Here is a 19,508-nt window from a genome sequence, read left to right on the forward strand (position 1 = left end):
CGGACGGCTGGCGTGCGCCGACCACGAGGAAGGCGCGGAACTTGAGCGAGATCGCCGGGGAGCTGGTGAAGGTCAACAGGGCCTTCGACCAGCCGACGCTGACGCTGCTGCACCAGCGTCAGGCGCCCGTGGTGATCACCCTCTTCCGGGCGGCCTTCGGGCGCGAGAACAGACCGATTCCTGCGGCCCGACTCCACACCCAGGTCGAGGAGCACCTCACGAGCCTGGACGGTCGCGACGATCTCGAGGTGCCGACGGGCAGTGGCCGCGACCTCTGTCAGCGTTGGATGCGCGGTCAGTGGCTGGTCCGTTCCCTCGACGAACGGGGCAACGAGGTCTACACCCTGACCTCACACGCCCAGTCAGCCCTCGAGCTGGTCAAGAGCCTCGCGCGAGACCGGCCGACCCTGAGCGAGCACCGCATCGCCACCATCCTCGGCACGGTCCGGCGCTTCAACTCCGAGGCCAACCCGGACCGTACGACCCGGGTCAGCCTGCTCAACGAGGAGATCGCGCGACTGCAGGCCGAGCGGGACCGTCTCGTCGACGGTGTCGAGATGGTGAGCGCGGGCGAGGACTACATGAGCGAGGGGTTCACCGAGCTCCTCTCCCTGATCTCCGCGCTGCCCAGCGACTTCGCCCGGGTCGAGGAGCGCTTCGCGAACATCCGGACCGAGATCCTGGCTGCCTTCCGCGCCGAGGACCGACCGGCCGGCGAGGTGATCGACGACTACCTGGCTCGGGCGGACACACTGATGACGGCCACCCCCGAGGGACGGGCCTTCGAAGGAGCCTTCGCGCTGCTGCGCGACGACGCACTCGTCGCCCAGTTGCGTGAGGACCTGGCCGCGCTGCTCGAGCACCCGATGGCCGACCGGATCCTCGGCGACCTGGACCGCAACGAGCTCCGCGGGACGGTGAAGCTGATCCGCGACGGTCTGGACCGGGTCCTGACGCAACGTTCTCGGGTCACCGCGACGCTCAAGGAGTACATCGTCTCCCACGACGCGGCCCGGGACCGCGAGCTGGAGCGCACCTTGCGCCAGATCGATGCCGAGCTGGTGACGTGGATGTCCAGGACCGGCCCACGCGCCAGCCACGACGTGCCGTTGTTGCCACGGCGCACCAACATCGATCATCTGCGCGAGAAGTTCTACGACCCCGCCGACGACGTGCTGCCCGAGAAGATCGCGCTCACGCCGGACGAGACGGCCCCGCCCGTGGCGCTGTTGGAGCTGATGGCCCAGGGAGGGCCCCAGCTGGGCACGCTCCGTGAGCGTCTCGACGCCGCGACGTCCGGGCTCTCACCACACGACTCTCTGGGGGCGCTCTTCGAAAGTCTCGAGCCGTGGCTGCGACGTCCGGTGGAGATCTTCGGTCTCCTCCACCTGGCCGCGGACCGGGGGTGGGAGGCCAAGGAGACCCGGGAGCTCTACACCGCCCGGCGCAACGACGGCAGCGGCCGGACCTTCGCAGTGCCACTCCTGCCCCTGCCCGACCCTGATTTGGCCGACCCTGATGTGGCCGACCTTGACCTGCACGAGAGTGGGACCGCGTGATGAGCGACGCCAACGACCTGGCCGAGATCGAAGCCGACTTCGAGGCCGACGGTGACGGCGGGATGGAGGCTCCGGACTCGGTCTCGATCTTCGAGGGTGACGAGGGTGGGCTCGAGTTCGTGCAGCGGCGCGCGCTGGTCACGCTCCTGAAGCAGCGCTTCATCAGCGCCCGCACGCACCCGGGTGAGTGGCAGGTGCTCACCGAGCACGAGCGCCTGCTGCGCTCGCGTCTCAACGATCTCTTCCTCGACCTCCAGATCGATCGGTCACGAGAGGTGGCATGGAAGCGCCAGGCCACCTCGGAGACCGGCGGCCGCTTCCCGACGCTGCTCCACGACGTGCCGTGGTCGCGGGAGGAGACGCTGGTGCTGGTGCATCTGCGTGACCGCCTGCGGGCCGGGCAGGCGAGTGGCGACACCCGTGTCTTCATCGACCGCGAAGACGTCGTGGACCACGTCGCGAGCTTTCGCCCGTCGCACGCCACCGACGAGTCCGGCGACGAGAAGCGCGCGCGCAACGCGGTGCTGAGCATCGTGAAGTCCGGCCTGCTGATCGGCGCCGCCACCGACGACCGCTACGAGATCAGCGAGGCGGTCGAACCGCTGCTCCCGTTGGAGTTGCTCCAGGAACTCCTGGAGGCGTTGCAGCGCGCGAACACCGTGGGTGAGGGGCTGCGGAGCCAGCCGCTGGAGGACCTCTTCGGCGAGGAGACCGACGAGCCTCTCGACCAGCCGACCGCCGATGAGGAGGAATGGGCATGAGCAACGAGGCACTCGCTGTGACCGTTGACGGTCTCTTCGACCAGAAGATCGTTCAGACCCCGGCCGACGACACGATGCAGTGGCGCGCCGCGCTGCTGCAGTTGGTCAACTGGGGTGGGTTCAGTGGGCTGACCTCGGTGCCGTTGCGCGGGGACACCACGATGATCTCGGGGGCCTCGGGAGTCGGCAAGAGCACCATCCTCGACGCCTACACGGCACTGATGATGCCCTCGGACACCAAGTTCAACGGCGCCTCGAACGACGCCGTCTCCGGTCGAGCCCGCAGCGTGGGTCAGCGCAACCTGCTCTCCTACCTGCGCGGAGCTGTCGACGTCGTCGACGACCCGAAGACCGGGCGTCCGGTCGAGAAGTTGCTGCGTGGCAAGGGCGCGGACACCTGGGGTGCGGTGGCGATGACCTTCGTCAACGACCAGGGCGGACGCTTCACGGCGCTGCGCACCTACTACGTGCCACGCCGGGCGACCCGGTCCAGCGACGTACAGATGCAGTTGGTCACCCACGAGGAGGCCCTCGGCCTCGAGGCGCTCGAGGTTGCCGTGCCCGAGCGCTTCCACGCCAACACGCTCAAGAAGCTCTTCCCGGGTGTGCGGGTTCACCGGACGTACGCGGAGTTCTCCGCCGTCCTGCACGCCCGCCTCGGCATCGGCGCCCACAGCGACGGCGCGAAGGCGCTGCGTCTGCTCGCGCGCATCCAGGCCGGCAACCAGGTTCGCAGCGTCGATGAGCTCTACAAGGACATGGTCCTCGAGCGGCCCTCGACCTACGCCGCAGCCGACCGGGCGATCAGCCACTTCGACGACCTCGACGCCTCGTACTCGGCGATGCGCACCGAGGAGGCCAAGCTCGACCTGCTGGAGCCGATCACTGCGTTGCACGAGCGGCGCGGGGCGGCCTTGCGACGGATGGTGGAGCTGGACTCCTTCGGAGTCACTCTGGGCGGCGACACCCCGTTGCGCACGTGGCTCCTGCGCACCCACCTCCGCCTGCTCGAAAAGGCCGTGGCCCTCAATCGCGATGCCAGACGTGCCGCCACGGACGCCTTCGCCGCGGCGAACTCCGCCGAGGCCGCGCTGGTGGGGGACCTGGAGGCGGCCAAGGAGGCGCACCGTGCTGCGGGCGGGTCCACCCTGCAGTCGCTGGCCCTCTCGCTCGAGCAGGAGGAGGTCGTGCGCCAGGACCGGCTCGGACGCCGGGCCGGCCTCCAGGCGCGGCTGCTTCCCCTGATCCAGGTCGCCGAGACTCTCGATGCACCCGAGGAGGGGGTTGCCGAGAGTCTCACGGTCGAAGGGCTCGAGGTGGGTGAGGCGTTGGAGTCGGCCTCCGATTTCGCCGACCTGCAGGCGCGGGCCCGCGCCTGGCTCACCGGGTGGGAGGCGCAGAACGCTCGACTGAAGGCGGAGCGGGACGAGGTCCGCGACCAGCGCTATCCGATCAACGTCCGGCAGAGTGAATTGCGCCGTGAGCGCGAGGCCATGGAGAGCCGGGCGGGCAGGATGCCCGCGCGGATGCACGAGATGCGTACGGCGGTGGCTGCCGCCAGTGGGATCGACGTCGAGGACCTGCCGTTCGTCGCGGAGTTGATCGACGTGGCGGGCGACGAGTCGCAGTGGCGGCTTGCGATCGAGACCGTCCTTGGCTCCTCGGCGCGCACCATGCTCGTGCCCCTCGACCGGCTCGAGGAGTTCTCGGCCGCGATCGACGGACTGCACATCCGGGGACGACTGCACTTCGAGGGTGCCGAGACCCACCTGAGTGACCTGCCGCCTGCGGACCCCGACCACGTGGCCGGCAAGTTGGTCTTCAAGGACTCGCCCTTCTCCGGTTGGGTGCAGCACCACGTCGCCGACCCGGCCCGCAACGCGCTCTGCGTCGAGGACGCCTCAGGCCTGTACGGCGACGGTCTGCGCGTCACGCTGGCCGGTCAGACCCGACAGGGGCGTCGAGGTGCGCACGGGCTGGGCGACCTGCGCAACGTCATCGGCTTCTCCAACGACGACGCCCTCGCCGAGATCGACGACGAGCTGGCGGCTCTGGAGGTCCAGTTGGTCGAGATCGACGGTGTCGTCGCCGACCTGGACCGCCGGACGAGCGTGCTCGAACAGCGGCGCACCGCGTACGACGCGATCGCCGGGGTCCGCTACGACGACCTCGACGTGGCAGGAAGCGACCGGCGGATCGCCGACCTCGAACGTCGTCGGGCCGAGATCCTCTCCTCCGACGACCAGTTGCAGGCGCTCCAGGACCAGATCGAGGAGCTGGGCACCCGGCTCGAAGAGACGCGCAAGCGCCGCTACGACCTCGATCGCCTCCAGCGCGAGCTCAGCAGCGCGCACGGTGAGCTCGTCGACTCCGAGGACCTGGTCAAGGACCGACTCGAGGTCGTGGAGCGCAGCGGACGCGTCACCCTTGACGAGGCCCAGGACGCTGCGTTGACGGTCGAGTTCGCCGAGGCTGCTGCCCCGGCCGATCCTGAGGACCTGGACCGGTTCGCGGAGAACTCCCAGCGGCTCTCGGAGCGCCTGCGTACGGCGGTGGCCGATGCTGAGGTCGAGGCACAGCGGGCCGAGGAGGAGCTGGCGGGCATCTTCCGCCTCTACAAGCTCCAGTGGGACTCGCCCAACCTCGGCGCGAGCGTCGAGTCGTACCCCGACTACGCCCGGATACTCGAGGAGATTCGCGGCACCGGCCTCGCCGAGCGCCGTGCCGAGTGGCGTCGGCGGCTGACCGAGTGGAGTGGGCAGGACCTGGTTCCGCTCCTGGGCGCGATGGCCTCCTCGATCGAGGAGATCGAGGACCGGCTCGAACCGATCAACACGATCCTGCGTCGTCTCGAGTTCGGGGCCGAGGCCGACCGTCTGCGCATCCGCTTGCGACGGCTCTCACCGGCCCACGTCCAGGTCTTCATGCGGGACCTGCGCGCGCTGTCGAGTGGCGGCACCTCCGAGCTGGAGGAGTCCGAGCTCGAGCAGCGGTTCGCCGACCTGAGCCGCTTCATGAAGCAGTTGCGCAAGCCGAGCGAGCTGCTGGCCGGCACGAGCGACCGGGACCGCCTGCTCGACGTACGCCGTCACGTGGAGATCAGCGCGGAACGCTACGACTCGGCCACGGGGGAGTTGCGCGCCACCTACCGCACCCTGGGCGAGAAGAGCGGTGGCGAGAGCCAGGAGCTGGTGGCCTTCATCGTCGGATCCGCGCTGCGCTTCCGTCTCGGTGACGAAATGCGGTCGCGGCCCCGGTTCGCGCCCGTCTTCCTCGACGAGGGCTTCGTGAAGGCAGACTCCGACTTCGCCGGTCGCGCAGTCCAGGCCTGGAAGGGGTTGGGTTTCCAGCTGATCATCGGTGTGCCGCTCGACAAGGTCACCGGACTCGAGCCGCACATGGACGACCTGCTGGCCATCACCAAGAACAGCCACACCCACCAGTCGTGGATCACCCCGATCACCGACGCCCGCCGTGACGCCCAGGACGTCGTGCCCGCCGAAGGTGTCGGCGCACGACCGTAGGTTGGGTGTCATGCGCTTCCTCCACACCAGTGACTGGCACATCGGCAGGACCTTCCACCAGGTCTCGCTGCTCGATGAGTTGAGGCAGGTCTTCGCCGCCCTGGTGGAGCTCGTCGTGCGCGAGGAGGTCGACGTCGTCGTGGCGTCGGGCGACATCTTCGACTCCTCGACCCCGTCGGCTGATGCGGTCCGGTTGCTCGACCAGATCCTGCTCGACCTGGCCGACGTCGGGGTGCGGGTGGTGATGACCAGTGGCAACCACGACTCGCCCGCGCGGCTGGGGGCCAAGGCAGCTTTCGCCCACAAGGCGGGGATCCACGTGATCACGCAGTCCGAGGAGATCACCTCGCCGGTGACGATCGACGACGAGCACGGGCCGGTCCACTTCTACGGGGTGCCCTTCCTCGAGCCCGCCCACCAGCGGCACATCTGGAGCGAGGTCGAGCCGTTGCGCTCCCAGAAGGATGCGATGGGTCACGCCCTGGGCCTGGTGCGGGACGACTGGCAGCGACGGGGCGGTCGAGCGGTGGTGCTCGCCCACACCTTCGTCCAGGGCGCCGACGGAGAGTCCTGCGACTCCGAGCGGGACATCGTCGGGGGAGTCGACAAGGTCCCTGTCAACTACTTCTCCGACTTCACCTACGCCGCACTTGGACACATCCACGGTCGCGCGGTGCTGGCGCCGACGGTGCGCTACTCCGGGGCTCCGTTGCACTACTCCTTCAGCGAGGCAGGCAAGCGTCGCGGTGGCTGGATCGTGGACCTGGATGCCGATGGCACGCGCGAGGTCAGGTGGCTCGACCTGCCGGTCCCACGCGAGTTGAGCATCCTGTCGGGGACGCTGGAGGAGTTGCTCACCGACGAGGTCCACGCGGCAGCCGTCGGCCACTGGGTCAGTGCGACGGTCACCGACCAGGTGCGTCCGTCCAACACCATGCGCCGCCTCCAGGGGAGGTTTCCCCATGCTGTCGAGCTCGTCTTCGCCCCCAGCCACGTCCACGGGCCCGACGCAACGACCTACGCGGCCAGGATCAGGTCCAGGACGGACCACGAGATCGTCGAGGTGTTCCTGGAGGCGGTGCGCAACGGCGCGGGGATGAGTGACGAGGAAGCGGTGCTGGTCCGTGACGTCATCGGCTCCCGGAGCCCGCGATGAAGATCCACCGGCTGACGCTGACCGGCTTCGGACCCTTCCGTGGGACGGAGGTGGTCGACTTCGACGCCTTCGCCGGGGACGGCAAGTTCGTCATCACCGGCAAGACGGGTGCGGGCAAGTCGACGCTCCTCGACGGGGTCACCTTCGCGCTCTTCGGCCACGTCCCGCGTTACGGCAACGTCAGTGACGACCGGGTCCGCAGCGACTACCTGAAGCAGACCACTGAGACCACCGAGGTGGTCCTGGAGTTCTCCACGGTCCGGGCGCGCTACCGGGTGACCCGTCGGCCGGGGTATTCGGTCCCCGGCCGCAAGACACCGCTGCCCCCCTTCGCCGAGATCGAGGAGTTCCGCAACGACGAGTGGGAGGTGCTCGCCAGCAGGCGACTCACCGACGTGAGTCGCAAGATCGACGAGGTGGTCCGGCTCAGTGCCAGCCAGTTCCAACAGGTCATCCTGCTGGCGCAGGGCCAGTTCGAGGAGTTCCTGGTCGCCGACAGTGGCAAGCGGCGCACCCTCCTGCGCCAGCTCTTCGACACCGGCCGTTTCCTCGACTACAGCGACGACCTGGATGCGCGGGCCGCAGCCCTGGGCTCGGGGCTCGCCCTCACCACGGCCGCCATCGACACGAACCTCTCCCACCTCGCATCCGTGGTCGCCCGACCACTGCCCGACGGCATCGACGCGTCGCACTCCGGCGCGGTGACGGCCTGGGCGGAAGGGGTCCACCAGGAGCAGCAGGAGGAGTTCCACGAAGCGAGCGCCGCAGCGGAGCGTGCTGCGGTCTCGTGCCAGGAGTCGCGGACAGCCCTGAAGCAGGCGGAGGCCACCCTGCGGGCCCAGCACCGCTACGCGGCAGCCACGGAGCGTCTTGAGCAACTGTTGGCCGAAGCCGACACCATCGCCGAGGCTCGGCTTCGCCTGCGCACCGCCCAGGACGCGGAGGCGATCTGGGCCAGCGTCCAGGCCCACCAGAGGGCACTGGCCAAGTTGGAGGAAGCCGTCACGTCCCTGGCCGAGGCACGCCGCAGCGACATCTCGGACCCCGGTGACGTCCTCGACTCCCATGACGCCCATGACGTCACTGTCGCGCTCGACGGCCCCGCCCTGGTCGAAGAGCTGCGTCAGCGGGAGTCCGTACTGCGGGCCACTCGGGAACGACTCACCGAGCTCGTACGCAGTGAGGCCACCCTGGCCACGCTGGCCCGCAGTCTCGACAGTGCCAGGACCCTGCACGAGCGGGCACGGGCGGATCAGACCCGCCTCGAGGCCGATCGGGAAGAGCTGCTCGGCACCCTCCCGGAGCTCGAGAAGTCCGCGGCGGTGCTGGCCACCGCGCCGCAGGAGTTGGTTGATGCCGAGCAGGAACTCCGGACGCTCGAGAAGCGACTGCGAGCGGCCGAGACCGTCCTCGCGCTGGAGGTGGATCTGGATGCGGCCCGACGTGGACGGCGGGACACCAGCGAGGGCGTCGTCGCGGCCGCCGCCGAGCGCGCGGACCTGATCGCGCGTCAACTGGGCGAGTACGCGAGCACGCTGGCTGCCGAGCTCGTCGACGGCGACCCGTGTGCGGTCTGTGGCTCGGTCGTACACCCGGCCAAGGCACAGACCTCGACGGCCCACGTGACCGAGACCGATCTCGCCCGCGCGGAGGAGGCGGTCGAGGCCGCTCTCAAGGCACACGAGGGGGCCGCCACCCAGGTCGCGCGCCTGACGGAACGGCTGAAGCATGCTGGCGACGAGGCTGCCGGCGGCAGCGTGCAGTCGTGGGCCGCAGCGGTCGCGGAGGCCGAGGCGACGATCGTCATCCGCCGTCGGGCCGTGCTCGAGCTGGACGAAGTGACCGCGCGGCGCGCCAAGGTCACTCGCGAGATGGCGAAGGTGGAGGAACAGATCGGGGCGGCCAAGGAGACCCGCCACCAGGCAGAGACCCACATGACCGTGGTGCAGATCGCCCACGACACCAAGCAGGAGGCAGTCGAAGCGGGCCGGGGGAGCCACACGTCGCTGGGCGCGCACCTGGCCGCCACCGAGGCACGCCTGACCGCGACCCAGGAGCTGATCCGGGCCCTCGAGCGCCACGCAGCGGCCTCCGAGACCCGCGACGCGGCCAGGACCACACTCGCCGGTCTCCTCGAGAAGTATGACTTCTCCTCGAGTGACGCGGCGGTCGCCGCGCGGCTCCCATTGGGAGAACGATCGTCCCTGCAGGCCCGGATCAGCGCCCACGAGGCCGGAGTCGCGGCCCAGCGGCAGATCTTGGCGGACCCCGAGCTGAGCGACCTGCCCGATGAGCCGATCGACGTCGCGCCGCTCCAGGCGCGGTGCGACACCGCCGACCTCGAGAACCAGGCCGCCGCAGCGCGCCTGGGCGAGGTGAAGACCAGGGTCACCCAGGTCGAGACCTGCGTCGACCGGCTCAGGAACACCCTGGCGCAGGCAGGTGCCGCCCAGCACGAGTTCGAGCTCGTCGACGGCCTGGCCCGAGCCGTACGCGGACAGTCCCCGAACACCAGGAAGATGACCCTCGAGACGTTCGCCCTCGCTGCCGACCTCGAGGAGATCGTCATCGCGGCCAACGCTCTGCTGGCCCGGATGACCTCGCACCGCTACGAGCTCAGGTACAGCGACGAGCTCGCCAAGGGTGGGGCCCAGTCCGGCCTGACGATCGACGTCGTCGACGCCTACAACTCCGAGACACGTTCACCTCGCTCCCTGTCGGGCGGCGAGAAGTTCCAGGCATCCCTCGCGCTTGCGCTGGGACTGGCGGAGGTCGTCACCCAGCGCAACGGCGGGGTCCGGCTCGACACCCTCTTCATCGACGAGGGGTTCGGTTCCCTCGACACCGAGACCCTGGACACCACCCTCGACACCATCGACGCGCTGCGCGAGGGCGGGCGGACCGTGGGCCTGATCAGCCACGTCGACCAGGTCAAGGAACGCATTCCGCACCACCTCAAGGTCTCAGTGACCTCTCAGGGTTGGTCCCGCATCGAGCGCTGACGCGTCGATTCAGCGCGTGCTCAGATCGGGGAGCAGTGCTTCTCGTTCGTCGAAGACGAAGCACTCGCCGTCGAAGTGGTCGCCACCGACCTCCTCGAAGTAGTTGAGGATCCCGCCCTCGAGCTGCAGCACGTTGCCCAGCCCGATCTCCCGCATGTAGATCGCAGCCTTCTCGCAGCGGATCCCCCCGGTGCAGAAACTCACCACGGTCTTGTCCGCGAGGTCGTCCAGGTGGTCGACCACGGCTTGGGGGAACTGGGTGAACCGCTCGATCTTCCAGTCGATCGCACCGGTGAAGGTGCCGTACCCGACCTCGAACGCGTTGCGGGTGTCGAGCATGACGACCGCACGCCCGTCGTCGTCATGCCCCTGGTCGAGCCACCGGCGCAAGGTGCTCGGAGAGACCGCGGGAGCCCGTCCCTCGACGGGACGGATCGTGGGGTGATCCATCCGGATGATCTCGTTCTTCAGCTTCACCAGCATCTTGCCGAAGGGTTGCCGGGGCGACCAGCTCTCCTTGGGCTCCAGGGCAGCGAACCGGGCGTCCGTACGCAGGTCGGCCAGGAAGCCACGCAAGGCTTCGGGACGACCGGCGAGGAACAGGTTGATCCCCTCGGGGGCGAGCAGGATGGTGCCCTTGAGCTCAGCGGCCCGAGCGCGGTCCACCAGTGTCAGCCGTAGTTCGTCACGGTCCTCGATGGGCGTGAAGAGATAGGCCGAGACGTTGAGCACCGCTTCCACGGACGCGATTCTAGGCACGTGCGCCCGGGGGAGCTGCTTTCAGGATTCGGCGGCCTCGCGTGCAATCTGCTCGAACTGGGCACCCATGGCAGCGGCGAGCGCCTGGGCGGCCGACAGCGGACGCACCATCACCATGAAGTCATCGATGCGTCCCTCGTCGTCCAGATGGAGGAAGTCGCAGCCGTGCACCTCCTTGCCATCGACCCACGTCCGGAAGAGGAGGGCCTGGTCGCGTCCGTCGGGGCTGATGATCTCGCGTACGTAGTGGAAGTCGGTGAAGACCCGCAGCACCCCGCGCAGGATCGCAGCCGTGATCGCCCTGCCCTCGTACGGACGGAACGCAACGGGGCTGGTGAACCTCACGCCCTCGGCCAGCAGGTCCTCGATGCCGGCGTGGTCGCCGGACTCCACGGCCTTGCGAAATGCGCTCATCGGACCTCCGGGTGTGTCAGCTCTGGTGCACGGATTGTGGTCACACCGAGCCCCTGCCTGTCCAACGCAGCACTGAAAGCACTGTAGGCACTGAAGGCACTGACCCCGGCCGACCGAGAGGTCGCCGGGGTCAGTGCTTGTGGTCGATCGCTGAGAGGTGCTCAGGCGCGTCCGTAGAAGACCGACCTGCTCCAGATGCGCTCCTTGCCGACCGGCTTGCCGGGGCGGGAGGCGTGGAAGACCTTGTTCCCACCCGCGTACAGGCCCACGTGGTAGACGCGACCGCGGTTGTGGAAGAACACGAGGTCACCCTTGCGGGGCTTCTTCGTCCGCTTGGTGCTCGCGGCCTGTGCCCCCGAAGTGCGGGGGAGGTTCTTGCCGACCTTGGCGTAGGCCCAACGGACCAGACCGGAACAGTCGAAGGCGTGGGGGCCCGAGGAACCGTAGCGGTAGGACATGCCAGCTCGGGTGCGAGCGCGCTTCAGTGCCCTGAGCGGGCGCTGCTTGAGGCGCTTGACCTTCTTGGCCTTGGCCCTCTTCTTCGCAGCCTTCTTGGCCTTGGCCCGGGCCTTCTTCTTCGCGGCCTTCTTTGCCTTGGCGGCCTTCTTCTTCGCCTTGGCAGCCTTCTTCTGGGCAGCCTTCTCCTGGTCCGACGAAGCAGTGGGGCTGCTGTCGTCGAGCGACGTGCTGCTGGTGTTGCCGTCGACGGGGGCTGACTGGGCGGGGACCGTGAGCATGCCCACGGTGAGTGCGGTGGCCACGAGGGCACCACAGATGAACGACATGAACTGTCGCATGATGAAATTTCTCCGGCACGCGCCTGCGACTGATGACCTGTCGGATTCGGACTGCCGTGTCCGGGCGATCTGGGGATCGCCTTCACCCCGAGCCGTCCCTGGGGGAACGGCGTGCAGCTGGGTCAGCCGCGCTCGACACCACTCGATTCTTGCGTTTCGAGTCACCCCGGCGACGTGTCGAGCTTCAGCGCGGTCCGGGTGGCCCCACCAGTTCAGTGAGGGCTGAGCAGCAGGGCTGCCTGTGATCCAGAGTGCGTGCGGGATCGCGGAAATGCACATCAAAGGCGGTGTGCGCTTGCGCACACGAGTGCGTTGGCGCTCCTACGGGTGGGTTGGCGGGTCATGGCAACCGTGGGGCGTTGGGGCCGGTGGCGTATCGTCCGTCACGCTCGCGGCCCGGCCGCGTAAGGCCATCGTGAAGGAATTGTCTTGTACCTGTACCTCATTGCATTCGGCGGCATCCTGCTGGCTGGTCTGCTCACGCTCCCGTTCTCGGCGAAGGCCGGCCCGGGCCGTGTCCTGGCCTTCCTCCTGCTCTCGTTGGTCGCCGCTTGCGCGGCGGTCGTGATCGACCACTCCGACCTCCTGCCGGAGTCGTCGTCGAGCCAGGCGGAGCGGACCATCGAGGTCATGGAGGAGGCACTGCAGACCGAGGCCCAGGTGGCTGTGATCGAAGCCCCCGACGCCGAGAAGCTGCAGGACTCGCAGACCCCGAGCGTGTGGCGGATGGAAGGTGGACTGTCCCTGCTGTGCGTGCCGACGGACTTCCCGACCTCCGCCGAGATGGTCTGCTGGGGCCCCGACGTGATGGTGGCGGAGGGGATCATCGTCGGGGACGACACCGACCCGCAGCCGTCGCACACCGACTGAGCTGACTGGACGTGCCAGACTGGTCGATCTGTCTGGACCCGATCGGAGATTCCGTGCCACTGACGCCTGATCTGTCCCCTCCCACCTCGGCCCGGGCTGGGCTTCCCGACCGGCTTCCGGCTGGGGACGCCGCTGACCTCGTGGTGCTGCTGGACCAGGACAGGCATCCGATCGGCCAGGCGCCGCGTGAGGGGATCCACAGTCAGGAAACTCCGTTCCACCTCGCCTTCTCCTGCTGGCTCGTCGACGAGTCGGGCCAGCTCCTCATGACCCGTCGTGCGCTCGGCAAGCGGTCATGGCCGGGTGTGTGGACCAACTCCTTCTGTGGCCACCCGCGGCCCACGGAGTCCTTGGTCGAGGCGGTGGCTCGTCATGGGCGCGTGGAGTTGGGGGTCGACGTCGCCGACATCACCGCTCTGCTGCCCGACTTCGCCTACCGGGCGGTCGACGCCGGCGGCACCGTGGAGAACGAGTACTGCCCGGTGTTCCTGGCCCGGGTCCCTGGCCCGGTCGTTCCCCATCCCGACGAGGTGGTGGAGCACCACTGGCTCGGCCTCGCCCAACTCCGGGCAGCGCTCGACGCCGCTCCCTGGGCACTCAGCCCGTGGCTGGCGGCACAGGCAGCAGAGCTGGACGAAGCAGGTCGCTGGACAGAGGTCGAGGCCTTCAGCGCGCGCGCTGCCTCCCGCCGCGGCGCGTCGACCGACACGGCGGAGGTCCGATGAGCGGGTGGAGCGCCCCGCGTATCGGTCGCCGCGGCGCCGCGGACCGGCTGGCGCCCCACGAGCTGTACGACGAAGTGGCCGAAGCTGCCTCGGACGTCGTGATCCGGCGCTACTCCACCTCCTTCGGCCTGGCCTCGCGGTTGCTTGCCGAGCCGGTGCGTACGCACGTCCGCAACGTGTACGCGTTGGTGCGGGTCGCCGACGAACTCGTCGATGCTCCCCGCCCGGACGGTGACGCGGAGACCCAGTCCGTGCTGCTCGAGCGTCTCCACGCCGAGGTACGCGACGCCTTGAGGACCGGCCACAGTGCCAACCTGGTGGTGCACGCCTTCGCCCGCACCGCACGCCACTGCGGCATCGGTGCCGAACTGTTCGACCCCTTCTTCGAGTCGATGCGCATGGATCTCGTGCGGGCCGAGCACGATCCGGCGAGCTTCGCTGCCTACGTGCACGGCTCGGCGGAGGTCGTGGGACTCATGTGCCTGCGCGCCTTCCTGGTCGAGAGTGCTGACCCGCAGGGTGAGTACCTGCGCCTGCGTGAGGGGGCGCTGCGTCTGGGTGCCGCCTTCCAGAAGGTCAACTTCCTGCGCGACCTGGCTGCCGACCACGACGAGTTGGGTCGTAGCTACTTCCCCGGGCTCGACGTGGCGCGATTCGACGCGGCGGACCGGGACCGGCTCCTCGACGACATCGACTCCGACCTCGCCGTCGCGGCCGCGACGATGGTCCAGTTGCCCACCAGCAGTCGGCGGGCGGTAGTCGCGGCCCACGCACTCTTCGCGGAGCTCTCCGACCAGTTGCGTGGCACGGCTCCCGAGGTGATCCGGACCCGGCGGGTCCGCGTCTCGACCCCACGCAAGGCACAGCTGATCGCACGGGCAGTCACGAGGGGTGGGTCATGAACCAGAAGATTGCAGACGACGTGTCCGGCGGGCGACGCGTGGTCGTCGTCGGTGGGGGCATCTCGGGCCTGGCCACGGCGGCTCTGCTCGCCGCTGACGGCTGGACGGTCGAACTGCTCGAGAAGCGCGACGAGATCGGTGGCCGCGCAGGCTCGTGGAGCAAGGACGGCTTCAGGTTCGACACCGGACCGTCGTGGTACCTGATGCCGGACGTCTTCGAACACTTCTTCGCGTTGCTCGGGACCAGCGCCGCGGAGCAGCTCGATCTCCGACTCCTGGATCCGGGCTACCGGGTGTACTTCGAGGGCGATCAGGTCCCGCTGGAGACCCGGGCCGCGCGCGAGGCCAACCTGGCTCTCTTCGAGGAGGTCGAGCACGGCGGCGCTGCAGCGCTGTCCGCCTACCTCGACTCGGCCGACGAGGCCTACCGGCTGGCGGTCGAGCACTTCCTCTACACCAGCTTCGAACGCCCGCAGAAGCTGATGAGCCCCGGCGTCGTACGCAAGTCCCCGCGCTTGCTGGCACTCCTCACCCGCAGCCTCCAGGCGCATGTCGCGTCGCGTTTCAAGGACCACCGGTTGCGGCAGATCCTGGGTTACCCGGCCGTCTTCCTGGGCTCGTCCCCGAGTAGGGTCCCGGCGCTGTACCACCTGATGAGCAGGATGGACCTGGCCGACGGCGTGCTCTACCCCCAGGGTGGCTTCACCACCCTGATCGATGCCATTGCTGCACTCGCCCGGGAGGCGGGGGTGGTGGTGCACACCGGAGCATGCGTCACCGCTGTCGACGTCGACCATGAGCCCGGTGGCGCCGGACGAGGCCGTCCCCGCGTCAGCGGTGTCACCTATCGCGACGCGCACGGTGAGCTCCACCAGATCGAGGCGGACGTCGTCGTCGGCGCCGCCGACCTGCACCACATGGAGACCGAGCTCCTACCTCCCGAGTTGCAGACATTCAGCGAGAAGTGGTGGCGTCGCCGCGACCCCGGTCCCGGTGCCGTGCTCGTCTACCTGGGCGTCGAGGGCAGCGTGCCGGAGCTCGCCCACCACACGATGTTCTTCACCCGGGACTGGGAGACGAACTTCGACGACGTCTTCGGGGACGAGCGCCGTGTCCCCGACCCTGCCTCCACCTACGTCTGCCGCCCCTCGGCGACCGACGACTCGGTGGCACCACCCGGCCACGAGAACATCTTCATCCTGGTGCCGGTGCCCGCCGACGTGACACTCGGTCACGGCGGCATCGACGGCGCCGGTGACCCGGCGGTCGAGAAGGCAGCCGACGCGGCCATCGCGCAGCTGGGGTCGTGGGCGGGCATCGACAACCTTGCCGAGCGCATCGTGGTGCGCCGGACCGTGGGTCCCGCGGACTTCGCCACCGATCTGAACGCCTGGTCCGGTGGGGCGCTCGGGCCCGGCCACACGATGGCCCAGAGTGCCTTCTTCCGGGCGGGCAACGCCTCGAAGAAGATCGACGGCCTGCTGTACGCCGGCTCCAGCACGATTCCCGGGATCGGTCTGCCGATGTGCCTGATCAGCGCGGAGTTGGTGCTCAAGCGGTTGCGCGGGGACCAGTCCACCGTGGGCGTCGAGGCGCCGTTGCCGGGCGCGGGCGAGCGCCGATGAGCCTGCTGTACCTGGGCTTCGTCATGGTCTCCATGGCGTGCATGGGGCTGGTGGACCGCCGTTGGCGACTCTTCCTCTTCGACCGGCCCAAGGTGGCCGTGGTCGCCGTGGCGGTGGGGTTCGTGCTCTTCCTGGTCTGGGACCTCGTCGCGATCGAAGTGGGTGCCTACAGCAAGGGCGCCTCGCCGGCGATGACCGGGATCGAGGTGGCCCCTGAGTTGCCCCTGGAGGAGCTCTTCTTCATCACCTTCCTCTGCTACATCACCGGGGTGTTCCACGGGCTCTTCACCAAGGTGTTGGCGCACGTCGCAGACCGCTCCGCCGACGTCGAGGGGGCTCGGTGACGTATCTGACCCTGGCCGGGCTCTTCGTCCTGGCCTCTGTCCCGTTCTTGGTGGTGGCGGTGGTCGTACGCCGCCCCTCGCGCCGCTGGTGGGCCGCGACCGGCCTGACCTGCCTGACCCTGGTGGTCCTCACCGCAGTCTTCGACACGGTGATGATTGCCGCTGACCTGTTCCGCTTCGACGAGAGCAAGCTCGTCGGTCTGCGCATCGGTCTCGCCCCGATCGAGGACTTCGCCTGGCCGATCGCTGCCGTGGCGGTGGTGCCCGCCATGGTCCTGCTGCTCACCCCGGGGCGCCGCGTCGTCCGGCCGGCCACCGGCGAGGAGTCGTGATGAACGTCGCCACCGACCGCAGGCCGTCGTCCGGGGTCGCCACCGTGCTGGCGTCGTCCCGACCGCTGTCGTGGGTCAACACGGCGTTCCCGTTCGGCGCTGCGTACCTGCTCTTCGGCGGCGGGTTGGACGTGGCCTTCTGGCTGGGCTGCCTGTGGTTCCTGGTGCCCTACAACCTCTTGATGTACGGCCTCAATGACGTGTTCGACTACGAGTCGGACCTGCGCAACCCCCGCAAGGGTGGGGTCGAGGGAGTGGTCCTGGACCGCTCGCTGCACAGACTGACCCTGTGGTCAGCGATCCTGGTCAACGTGCCCTTCGTGGCGGTGCTGCTGCTCCTGGGTTCCGCGCTCTCGGCTGCGGTCCTCGCCGTGAGCGTCTTCGCCGTCGTGGCCTATTCGGCCCCCGTGCTGCGCTTCAAGGAGCGACCCTTCCTGGACTCGCTCACCTCGAGCACGCACTTCGTCAGCCCTGCCGTCTTCGGGTTGGCGCTGGCGGCTGCGCGTGGCGGGGAGACCACGCTGGAGACCGAGGTCGTCGCCGCCCTGGTCGGATTCTTCCTGTGGGGCGTGGGCTCGCACGCGTTCGGTGCCGTCCAGGACGTCCGGGCGGACCGTGAGGCCGCGATAGGTTCGGTCGGCACGGTGATGGGTGCGCGGGTGACGACGTGGTTCGCCCTGGGTGCCTACCTGGCCGCTGGTCTGGTGCTGCTGGCCACGGGATGGCCGGCGATGCTCTCTGCGGCCCTGGTGCTGCCGTACGTCGCCAACGTGGCGCCCTACCTGGGCATCACGGACGACGACTGCGAGCGCGCCAACGCAGGGTGGCGGCGATTCCTGTGGCTGAACTTCCTCACCGGCTTCCTGGTGACCCAGCTGATCATCTTCGCCGTCCTGCGCTGACGAGTCCGCTCAGAGCCGACGAGTGATCCGGGCCTGCCAGCGTTCCCAGGGCGGCTGGACCTCCCAGTTCAGCCGCAGCGTGGTGAAGGCGCGGTCCATCCGCCGCCGCAACTGACGTGATCCACGGACCGAACGCCCGGAGACTCCCACTCGAAGGGCGCGGACGTAGCGGATCGTGGCGCGCGGACCGAGCACGAAGGCGAGGTCCATGTCGTCGTGCACGTCCGCGTCACGGTGGACCAGGTGACTGACCCGGGACCACACCGAGCGGCGTACGGCCATGCTCGAGCCCCACAGCGGGATGTTGGCGAGTGCCAACCAGGTCAGCGCGTAGTAGCTGCCCAGGTAGAGCAGACCCGCGAGCTGCCTGATCACCGGCGGGAGGTCGTGGAAGCGTCCGGGACCGGTCACGGCGTCGGTCGCTGGGTCGGCCATCGCCTCGACGATGCGAGCCACCCAGTCCGGGGAGGGTCGGGAATCGGCATCGAGACGAGCGATCAGGTCGCCGGTGGCGGCGTCGTACCCGGTCGCGGCCGCGTGCGGGATACCGATCCGGCTCTCCGGGACGACCCGGGCACCTGCCGCGCGGGCGACAGCGGCGGAGCCGTCGCTCGACCCGTTGTCCACCACGACGACCTCGTGGAGCGGGTGGCTCTGACGAGCCAGGAGAGCGAGGCAGACTGCCAGCTCGGTGGCGTCGTCTCGCACCGGGATGACGACGGAGACCGTGGTCGGGCTCAACGCGCGTACTCGTCCTCAACGGTCGCAGTCACGGGCTGCGGCGAGCCGGCCGCCACCGCGGCGGCGAGCATTCCGGCGGCGAGAGCGCCCAGGACGCCGGCGGCCAGGTCGGAGAGGGTGTCCTGATAACCCACCTGGATGCTGCTGTCGAGATGGTTGTGCCCCAGCCACTCACCGATCTCCCACAGGGCTGCCAGGGTGGTGGCCATCGTGGTGGTGAAGACGACAGCGCCCAGGCGCGCGGCGAGCAGGGTCGTCGGTTCAGCCAGCACCCCGCTGCGGAGCAGCAACTGCCAGGCCAGCAGGCCCAACAGGGCGGTGAAGACCGTGTGCACTGCCAGGTCGAGCCATTCGACGGAGACGTACCAGTCGAGCAGCGCTGCCCAGGCGGCGAAGAGCGCCGCCGAGCAGAAGGCGGCGTCCAACCAGGCTGTCGTGCCCAGCGCCCTCGGGACCATGCACCCCCCGAGGACCAGAAGAATCAGCGCCAGTCCGATGACGCCGTGGTTCACCACGGCCGGGACCAGAGTCACGGCAGCCAGCACGCGGAGCGTGTCAGGGGCGGTCAGCGGCATGCTGGTGAGATTACCCGGGCTCACCCCACTTGCTTCCCGCGCTGCCATGAATCGAGCACCATCAAGGTCTTGGTGCCGATCACGTGCCCGTCGCGGCGGATGAGGTCGATCAGCTGGTGCAGGTGCTGCACGCTGTTGACCTTGAAGTGCACGATCGCGTCCGGGTCGCCGGCCACGGTGTAGACACCGATGACCTCGGGGATGCTCCGGGCCGAGGCGGTGATCTCGGCGACCTTGGTGTTGCCGGCGAACCTCAGCTCGGCGAAGGCCTCGAACGTGTTGCCCAGGCGGCTCTCGTCGACCACGGCCGTGTAGCCGGCGATGATGCCGACGCGTTCGAGTCGTTCGATCCGTCTCCGGACGGGGCTGGGGGAGAGGCCCACCAGGTCGGCGACCTCCTTGACGGTGCGGCGACCGTTCTCGATGAGCAGGTCGAGGATCTGTCGATCCACCGAGTCGATGTCGGATGCTGCCATGGCGCGAAACTATCCCGAGGCAGCGACAATCGCCCCCTGACCCC

Annotated in this window: 18 protein-coding genes; 12 read left to right on the plus strand and 6 right to left on the minus strand. The window is 68.9% G+C overall.

Annotated elements, in window-relative coordinates:
• The first annotated feature begins 41 nt into the window (after positions 1-41).
• Genes DNK52_RS05635 through DNK52_RS05655 form a run of 5 tightly spaced genes read left to right on the plus strand, consistent with a single transcriptional unit; the run spans position 42 to position 10,002 of the window.
• The gene (locus tag DNK52_RS05635; protein ID WP_110240033.1) at positions 42-1,559 is read left to right on the plus strand and encodes a DUF3375 domain-containing protein; all 1,518 of its coding nucleotides are present in this window, start codon (positions 42-44) and stop codon (positions 1,557-1,559) included.
• Positions 1,559-2,320 carry a DUF4194 domain-containing protein gene (locus DNK52_RS05640; RefSeq protein ID WP_110240034.1) on the plus strand — a complete coding sequence of 254 codons (762 nt, stop codon included), beginning with the start codon at positions 1,559-1,561 and terminating at the stop codon, positions 2,318-2,320. Before DNK52_RS05635 ends, DNK52_RS05640 begins: the two co-directional genes overlap by 1 nt.
• Positions 2,317-5,844: an ATP-binding protein gene (locus tag DNK52_RS05645; protein ID WP_110240595.1), complete on the plus strand. Its 3,528-nt coding sequence runs from the start codon at positions 2,317-2,319 to the stop codon at positions 5,842-5,844. The genes DNK52_RS05640 and DNK52_RS05645 overlap by 4 nt, the downstream gene beginning before the upstream one ends.
• Positions 5,845-5,854: 10 nt before the next feature.
• On the plus strand, positions 5,855-7,000 hold the full coding sequence (locus DNK52_RS05650) for an exonuclease SbcCD subunit D (RefSeq protein ID WP_110240596.1): 1,146 nt from the start codon (positions 5,855-5,857) through the stop codon (positions 6,998-7,000).
• Positions 6,997-10,002 (plus strand): AAA family ATPase, encoded by a 3,006-nt coding sequence (locus tag DNK52_RS05655; RefSeq protein WP_110240035.1) that lies wholly within the window; start codon positions 6,997-6,999, stop codon positions 10,000-10,002. The genes DNK52_RS05650 and DNK52_RS05655 overlap by 4 nt, the downstream gene beginning before the upstream one ends.
• A gap of 9 nt (positions 10,003-10,011) precedes the next feature.
• Here the strand turns inward: DNK52_RS05655 and DNK52_RS05660 are convergent, their stop codons facing one another.
• The 3 genes from DNK52_RS05660 to DNK52_RS15975 form a co-directional block, all read right to left on the minus strand.
• Positions 10,012-10,743, minus strand: a complete 732-nt coding sequence (locus DNK52_RS05660) for a sulfurtransferase (protein WP_110240036.1) — start codon at positions 10,741-10,743, stop codon at positions 10,012-10,014.
• A 39-nt stretch (positions 10,744-10,782) separates the two neighbouring features.
• Entirely contained in the window at positions 10,783-11,175 is a 393-nt protein-coding gene (locus DNK52_RS05665; protein WP_110240037.1) for a nuclear transport factor 2 family protein, read from the minus strand.
• A 161-nt stretch (positions 11,176-11,336) separates the two neighbouring features.
• Positions 11,337-11,972, minus strand: coding sequence for a C40 family peptidase (locus DNK52_RS15975; RefSeq protein ID WP_162598634.1), 636 nt, complete (start codon positions 11,970-11,972; stop codon positions 11,337-11,339).
• A gap of 429 nt (positions 11,973-12,401) precedes the next feature.
• Here DNK52_RS15975 and DNK52_RS05680 point away from each other — a divergent pair, with 429 nt between their 5' ends.
• The 7 genes from DNK52_RS05680 to DNK52_RS05705 all read left to right on the plus strand — a co-directional run bounded on the left by DNK52_RS05680 (position 12,402) and on the right by DNK52_RS05705 (position 17,672).
• Positions 12,402-12,842 (plus strand): hypothetical protein, encoded by a 441-nt coding sequence (locus DNK52_RS05680; RefSeq protein WP_110240040.1) that lies wholly within the window; start codon positions 12,402-12,404, stop codon positions 12,840-12,842.
• A 140-nt stretch (positions 12,843-12,982) separates the two neighbouring features.
• On the plus strand, positions 12,983-13,567 hold the full coding sequence (idi, locus tag DNK52_RS05685; protein ID WP_420812348.1) for an isopentenyl-diphosphate Delta-isomerase: 585 nt from the start codon (positions 12,983-12,985) through the stop codon (positions 13,565-13,567).
• Positions 13,564-14,469: a phytoene/squalene synthase family protein gene (locus tag DNK52_RS15980; RefSeq protein ID WP_162598635.1), complete on the plus strand. Its 906-nt coding sequence runs from the start codon at positions 13,564-13,566 to the stop codon at positions 14,467-14,469. The genes idi and DNK52_RS15980 overlap by 4 nt, the downstream gene beginning before the upstream one ends.
• Positions 14,466-16,094, plus strand: a complete 1,629-nt coding sequence (crtI, locus tag DNK52_RS15985) for a phytoene desaturase family protein (protein WP_204163411.1) — start codon at positions 14,466-14,468, stop codon at positions 16,092-16,094. Before DNK52_RS15980 ends, crtI begins: the two co-directional genes overlap by 4 nt.
• The gene (locus DNK52_RS05695) at positions 16,091-16,438 is read left to right on the plus strand and encodes a lycopene cyclase domain-containing protein (RefSeq protein WP_110240041.1); all 348 of its coding nucleotides are present in this window, start codon (positions 16,091-16,093) and stop codon (positions 16,436-16,438) included. Before crtI ends, DNK52_RS05695 begins: the two co-directional genes overlap by 4 nt.
• Positions 16,435-16,770, plus strand: a complete 336-nt coding sequence (locus DNK52_RS05700) for a lycopene cyclase domain-containing protein (RefSeq protein WP_110240042.1) — start codon at positions 16,435-16,437, stop codon at positions 16,768-16,770. Before DNK52_RS05695 ends, DNK52_RS05700 begins: the two co-directional genes overlap by 4 nt.
• Complete coding sequence (locus DNK52_RS05705) at positions 16,770-17,672, plus strand: prenyltransferase (RefSeq protein ID WP_110240043.1); 903 nt, start codon at positions 16,770-16,772, stop codon at positions 17,670-17,672. Before DNK52_RS05700 ends, DNK52_RS05705 begins: the two co-directional genes overlap by 1 nt.
• Before the next feature lie 9 nt (positions 17,673-17,681).
• Here DNK52_RS05705 and DNK52_RS05710 read toward each other — a convergent pair whose 3' ends face one another.
• Genes DNK52_RS05710 through DNK52_RS05720 form a run of 3 tightly spaced genes read right to left on the minus strand, consistent with a single transcriptional unit; the run spans position 17,682 to position 19,464 of the window.
• The gene (locus DNK52_RS05710) at positions 17,682-18,413 is read right to left on the minus strand and encodes a glycosyltransferase family 2 protein (RefSeq protein ID WP_110240044.1); all 732 of its coding nucleotides are present in this window, start codon (positions 18,411-18,413) and stop codon (positions 17,682-17,684) included.
• On the minus strand, positions 18,410-18,988 hold the full coding sequence (locus DNK52_RS05715) for a DUF2238 domain-containing protein (RefSeq protein ID WP_204163412.1): 579 nt from the start codon (positions 18,986-18,988) through the stop codon (positions 18,410-18,412). Before DNK52_RS05715 ends, DNK52_RS05710 begins: the two co-directional genes overlap by 4 nt.
• A 20-nt stretch (positions 18,989-19,008) precedes the next feature.
• On the minus strand, positions 19,009-19,464 hold the full coding sequence (locus DNK52_RS05720; RefSeq protein WP_110240045.1) for an Lrp/AsnC family transcriptional regulator: 456 nt from the start codon (positions 19,462-19,464) through the stop codon (positions 19,009-19,011).
• Between the last annotated feature and the right edge of the window lie 44 nt (positions 19,465-19,508).

The sequence above is a fragment of the Nocardioides gilvus genome (assembly GCF_003194605.1).
Lineage (GTDB): Bacteria > Actinomycetota > Actinomycetes > Propionibacteriales > Nocardioidaceae > Nocardioides > Nocardioides gilvus.

Excerpts from the sequence above, each read along its gene's own strand:
- DNK52_RS05640 (WP_110240034.1), top strand. The coding sequence starts at position 1,559 with ATGAGCGACGCCAACGACCTGGCCGAGATCGAAGCCGACTTCGAGGCC.
- DNK52_RS05645 (WP_110240595.1), top strand. The coding sequence starts at position 2,317 with ATGAGCAACGAGGCACTCGCTGTGACCGTTGACGGTCTCTTCGACCAG.
- DNK52_RS05650 (WP_110240596.1), top strand. The coding sequence starts at position 5,855 with ATGCGCTTCCTCCACACCAGTGACTGGCACATCGGCAGGACCTTCCAC.
- DNK52_RS05655 (WP_110240035.1), top strand. The coding sequence starts at position 6,997 with ATGAAGATCCACCGGCTGACGCTGACCGGCTTCGGACCCTTCCGTGGG.
- DNK52_RS05665 (WP_110240037.1), bottom strand. The coding sequence starts at position 11,175 with ATGAGCGCATTTCGCAAGGCCGTGGAGTCCGGCGACCACGCCGGCATC.
- DNK52_RS15975 (WP_162598634.1), bottom strand. The coding sequence starts at position 11,972 with ATGCGACAGTTCATGTCGTTCATCTGTGGTGCCCTCGTGGCCACCGCA.
- DNK52_RS15980 (WP_162598635.1), top strand. The coding sequence starts at position 13,564 with ATGAGCGGGTGGAGCGCCCCGCGTATCGGTCGCCGCGGCGCCGCGGAC.
- crtI (WP_204163411.1), top strand. The coding sequence starts at position 14,466 with ATGAACCAGAAGATTGCAGACGACGTGTCCGGCGGGCGACGCGTGGTC.
- DNK52_RS05695 (WP_110240041.1), top strand. The coding sequence starts at position 16,091 with ATGAGCCTGCTGTACCTGGGCTTCGTCATGGTCTCCATGGCGTGCATG.
- DNK52_RS05705 (WP_110240043.1), top strand. The coding sequence starts at position 16,770 with ATGAACGTCGCCACCGACCGCAGGCCGTCGTCCGGGGTCGCCACCGTG.
- DNK52_RS05715 (WP_204163412.1), bottom strand. The coding sequence starts at position 18,988 with ATGCCGCTGACCGCCCCTGACACGCTCCGCGTGCTGGCTGCCGTGACT.
- DNK52_RS05720 (WP_110240045.1), bottom strand. The coding sequence starts at position 19,464 with ATGGCAGCATCCGACATCGACTCGGTGGATCGACAGATCCTCGACCTG.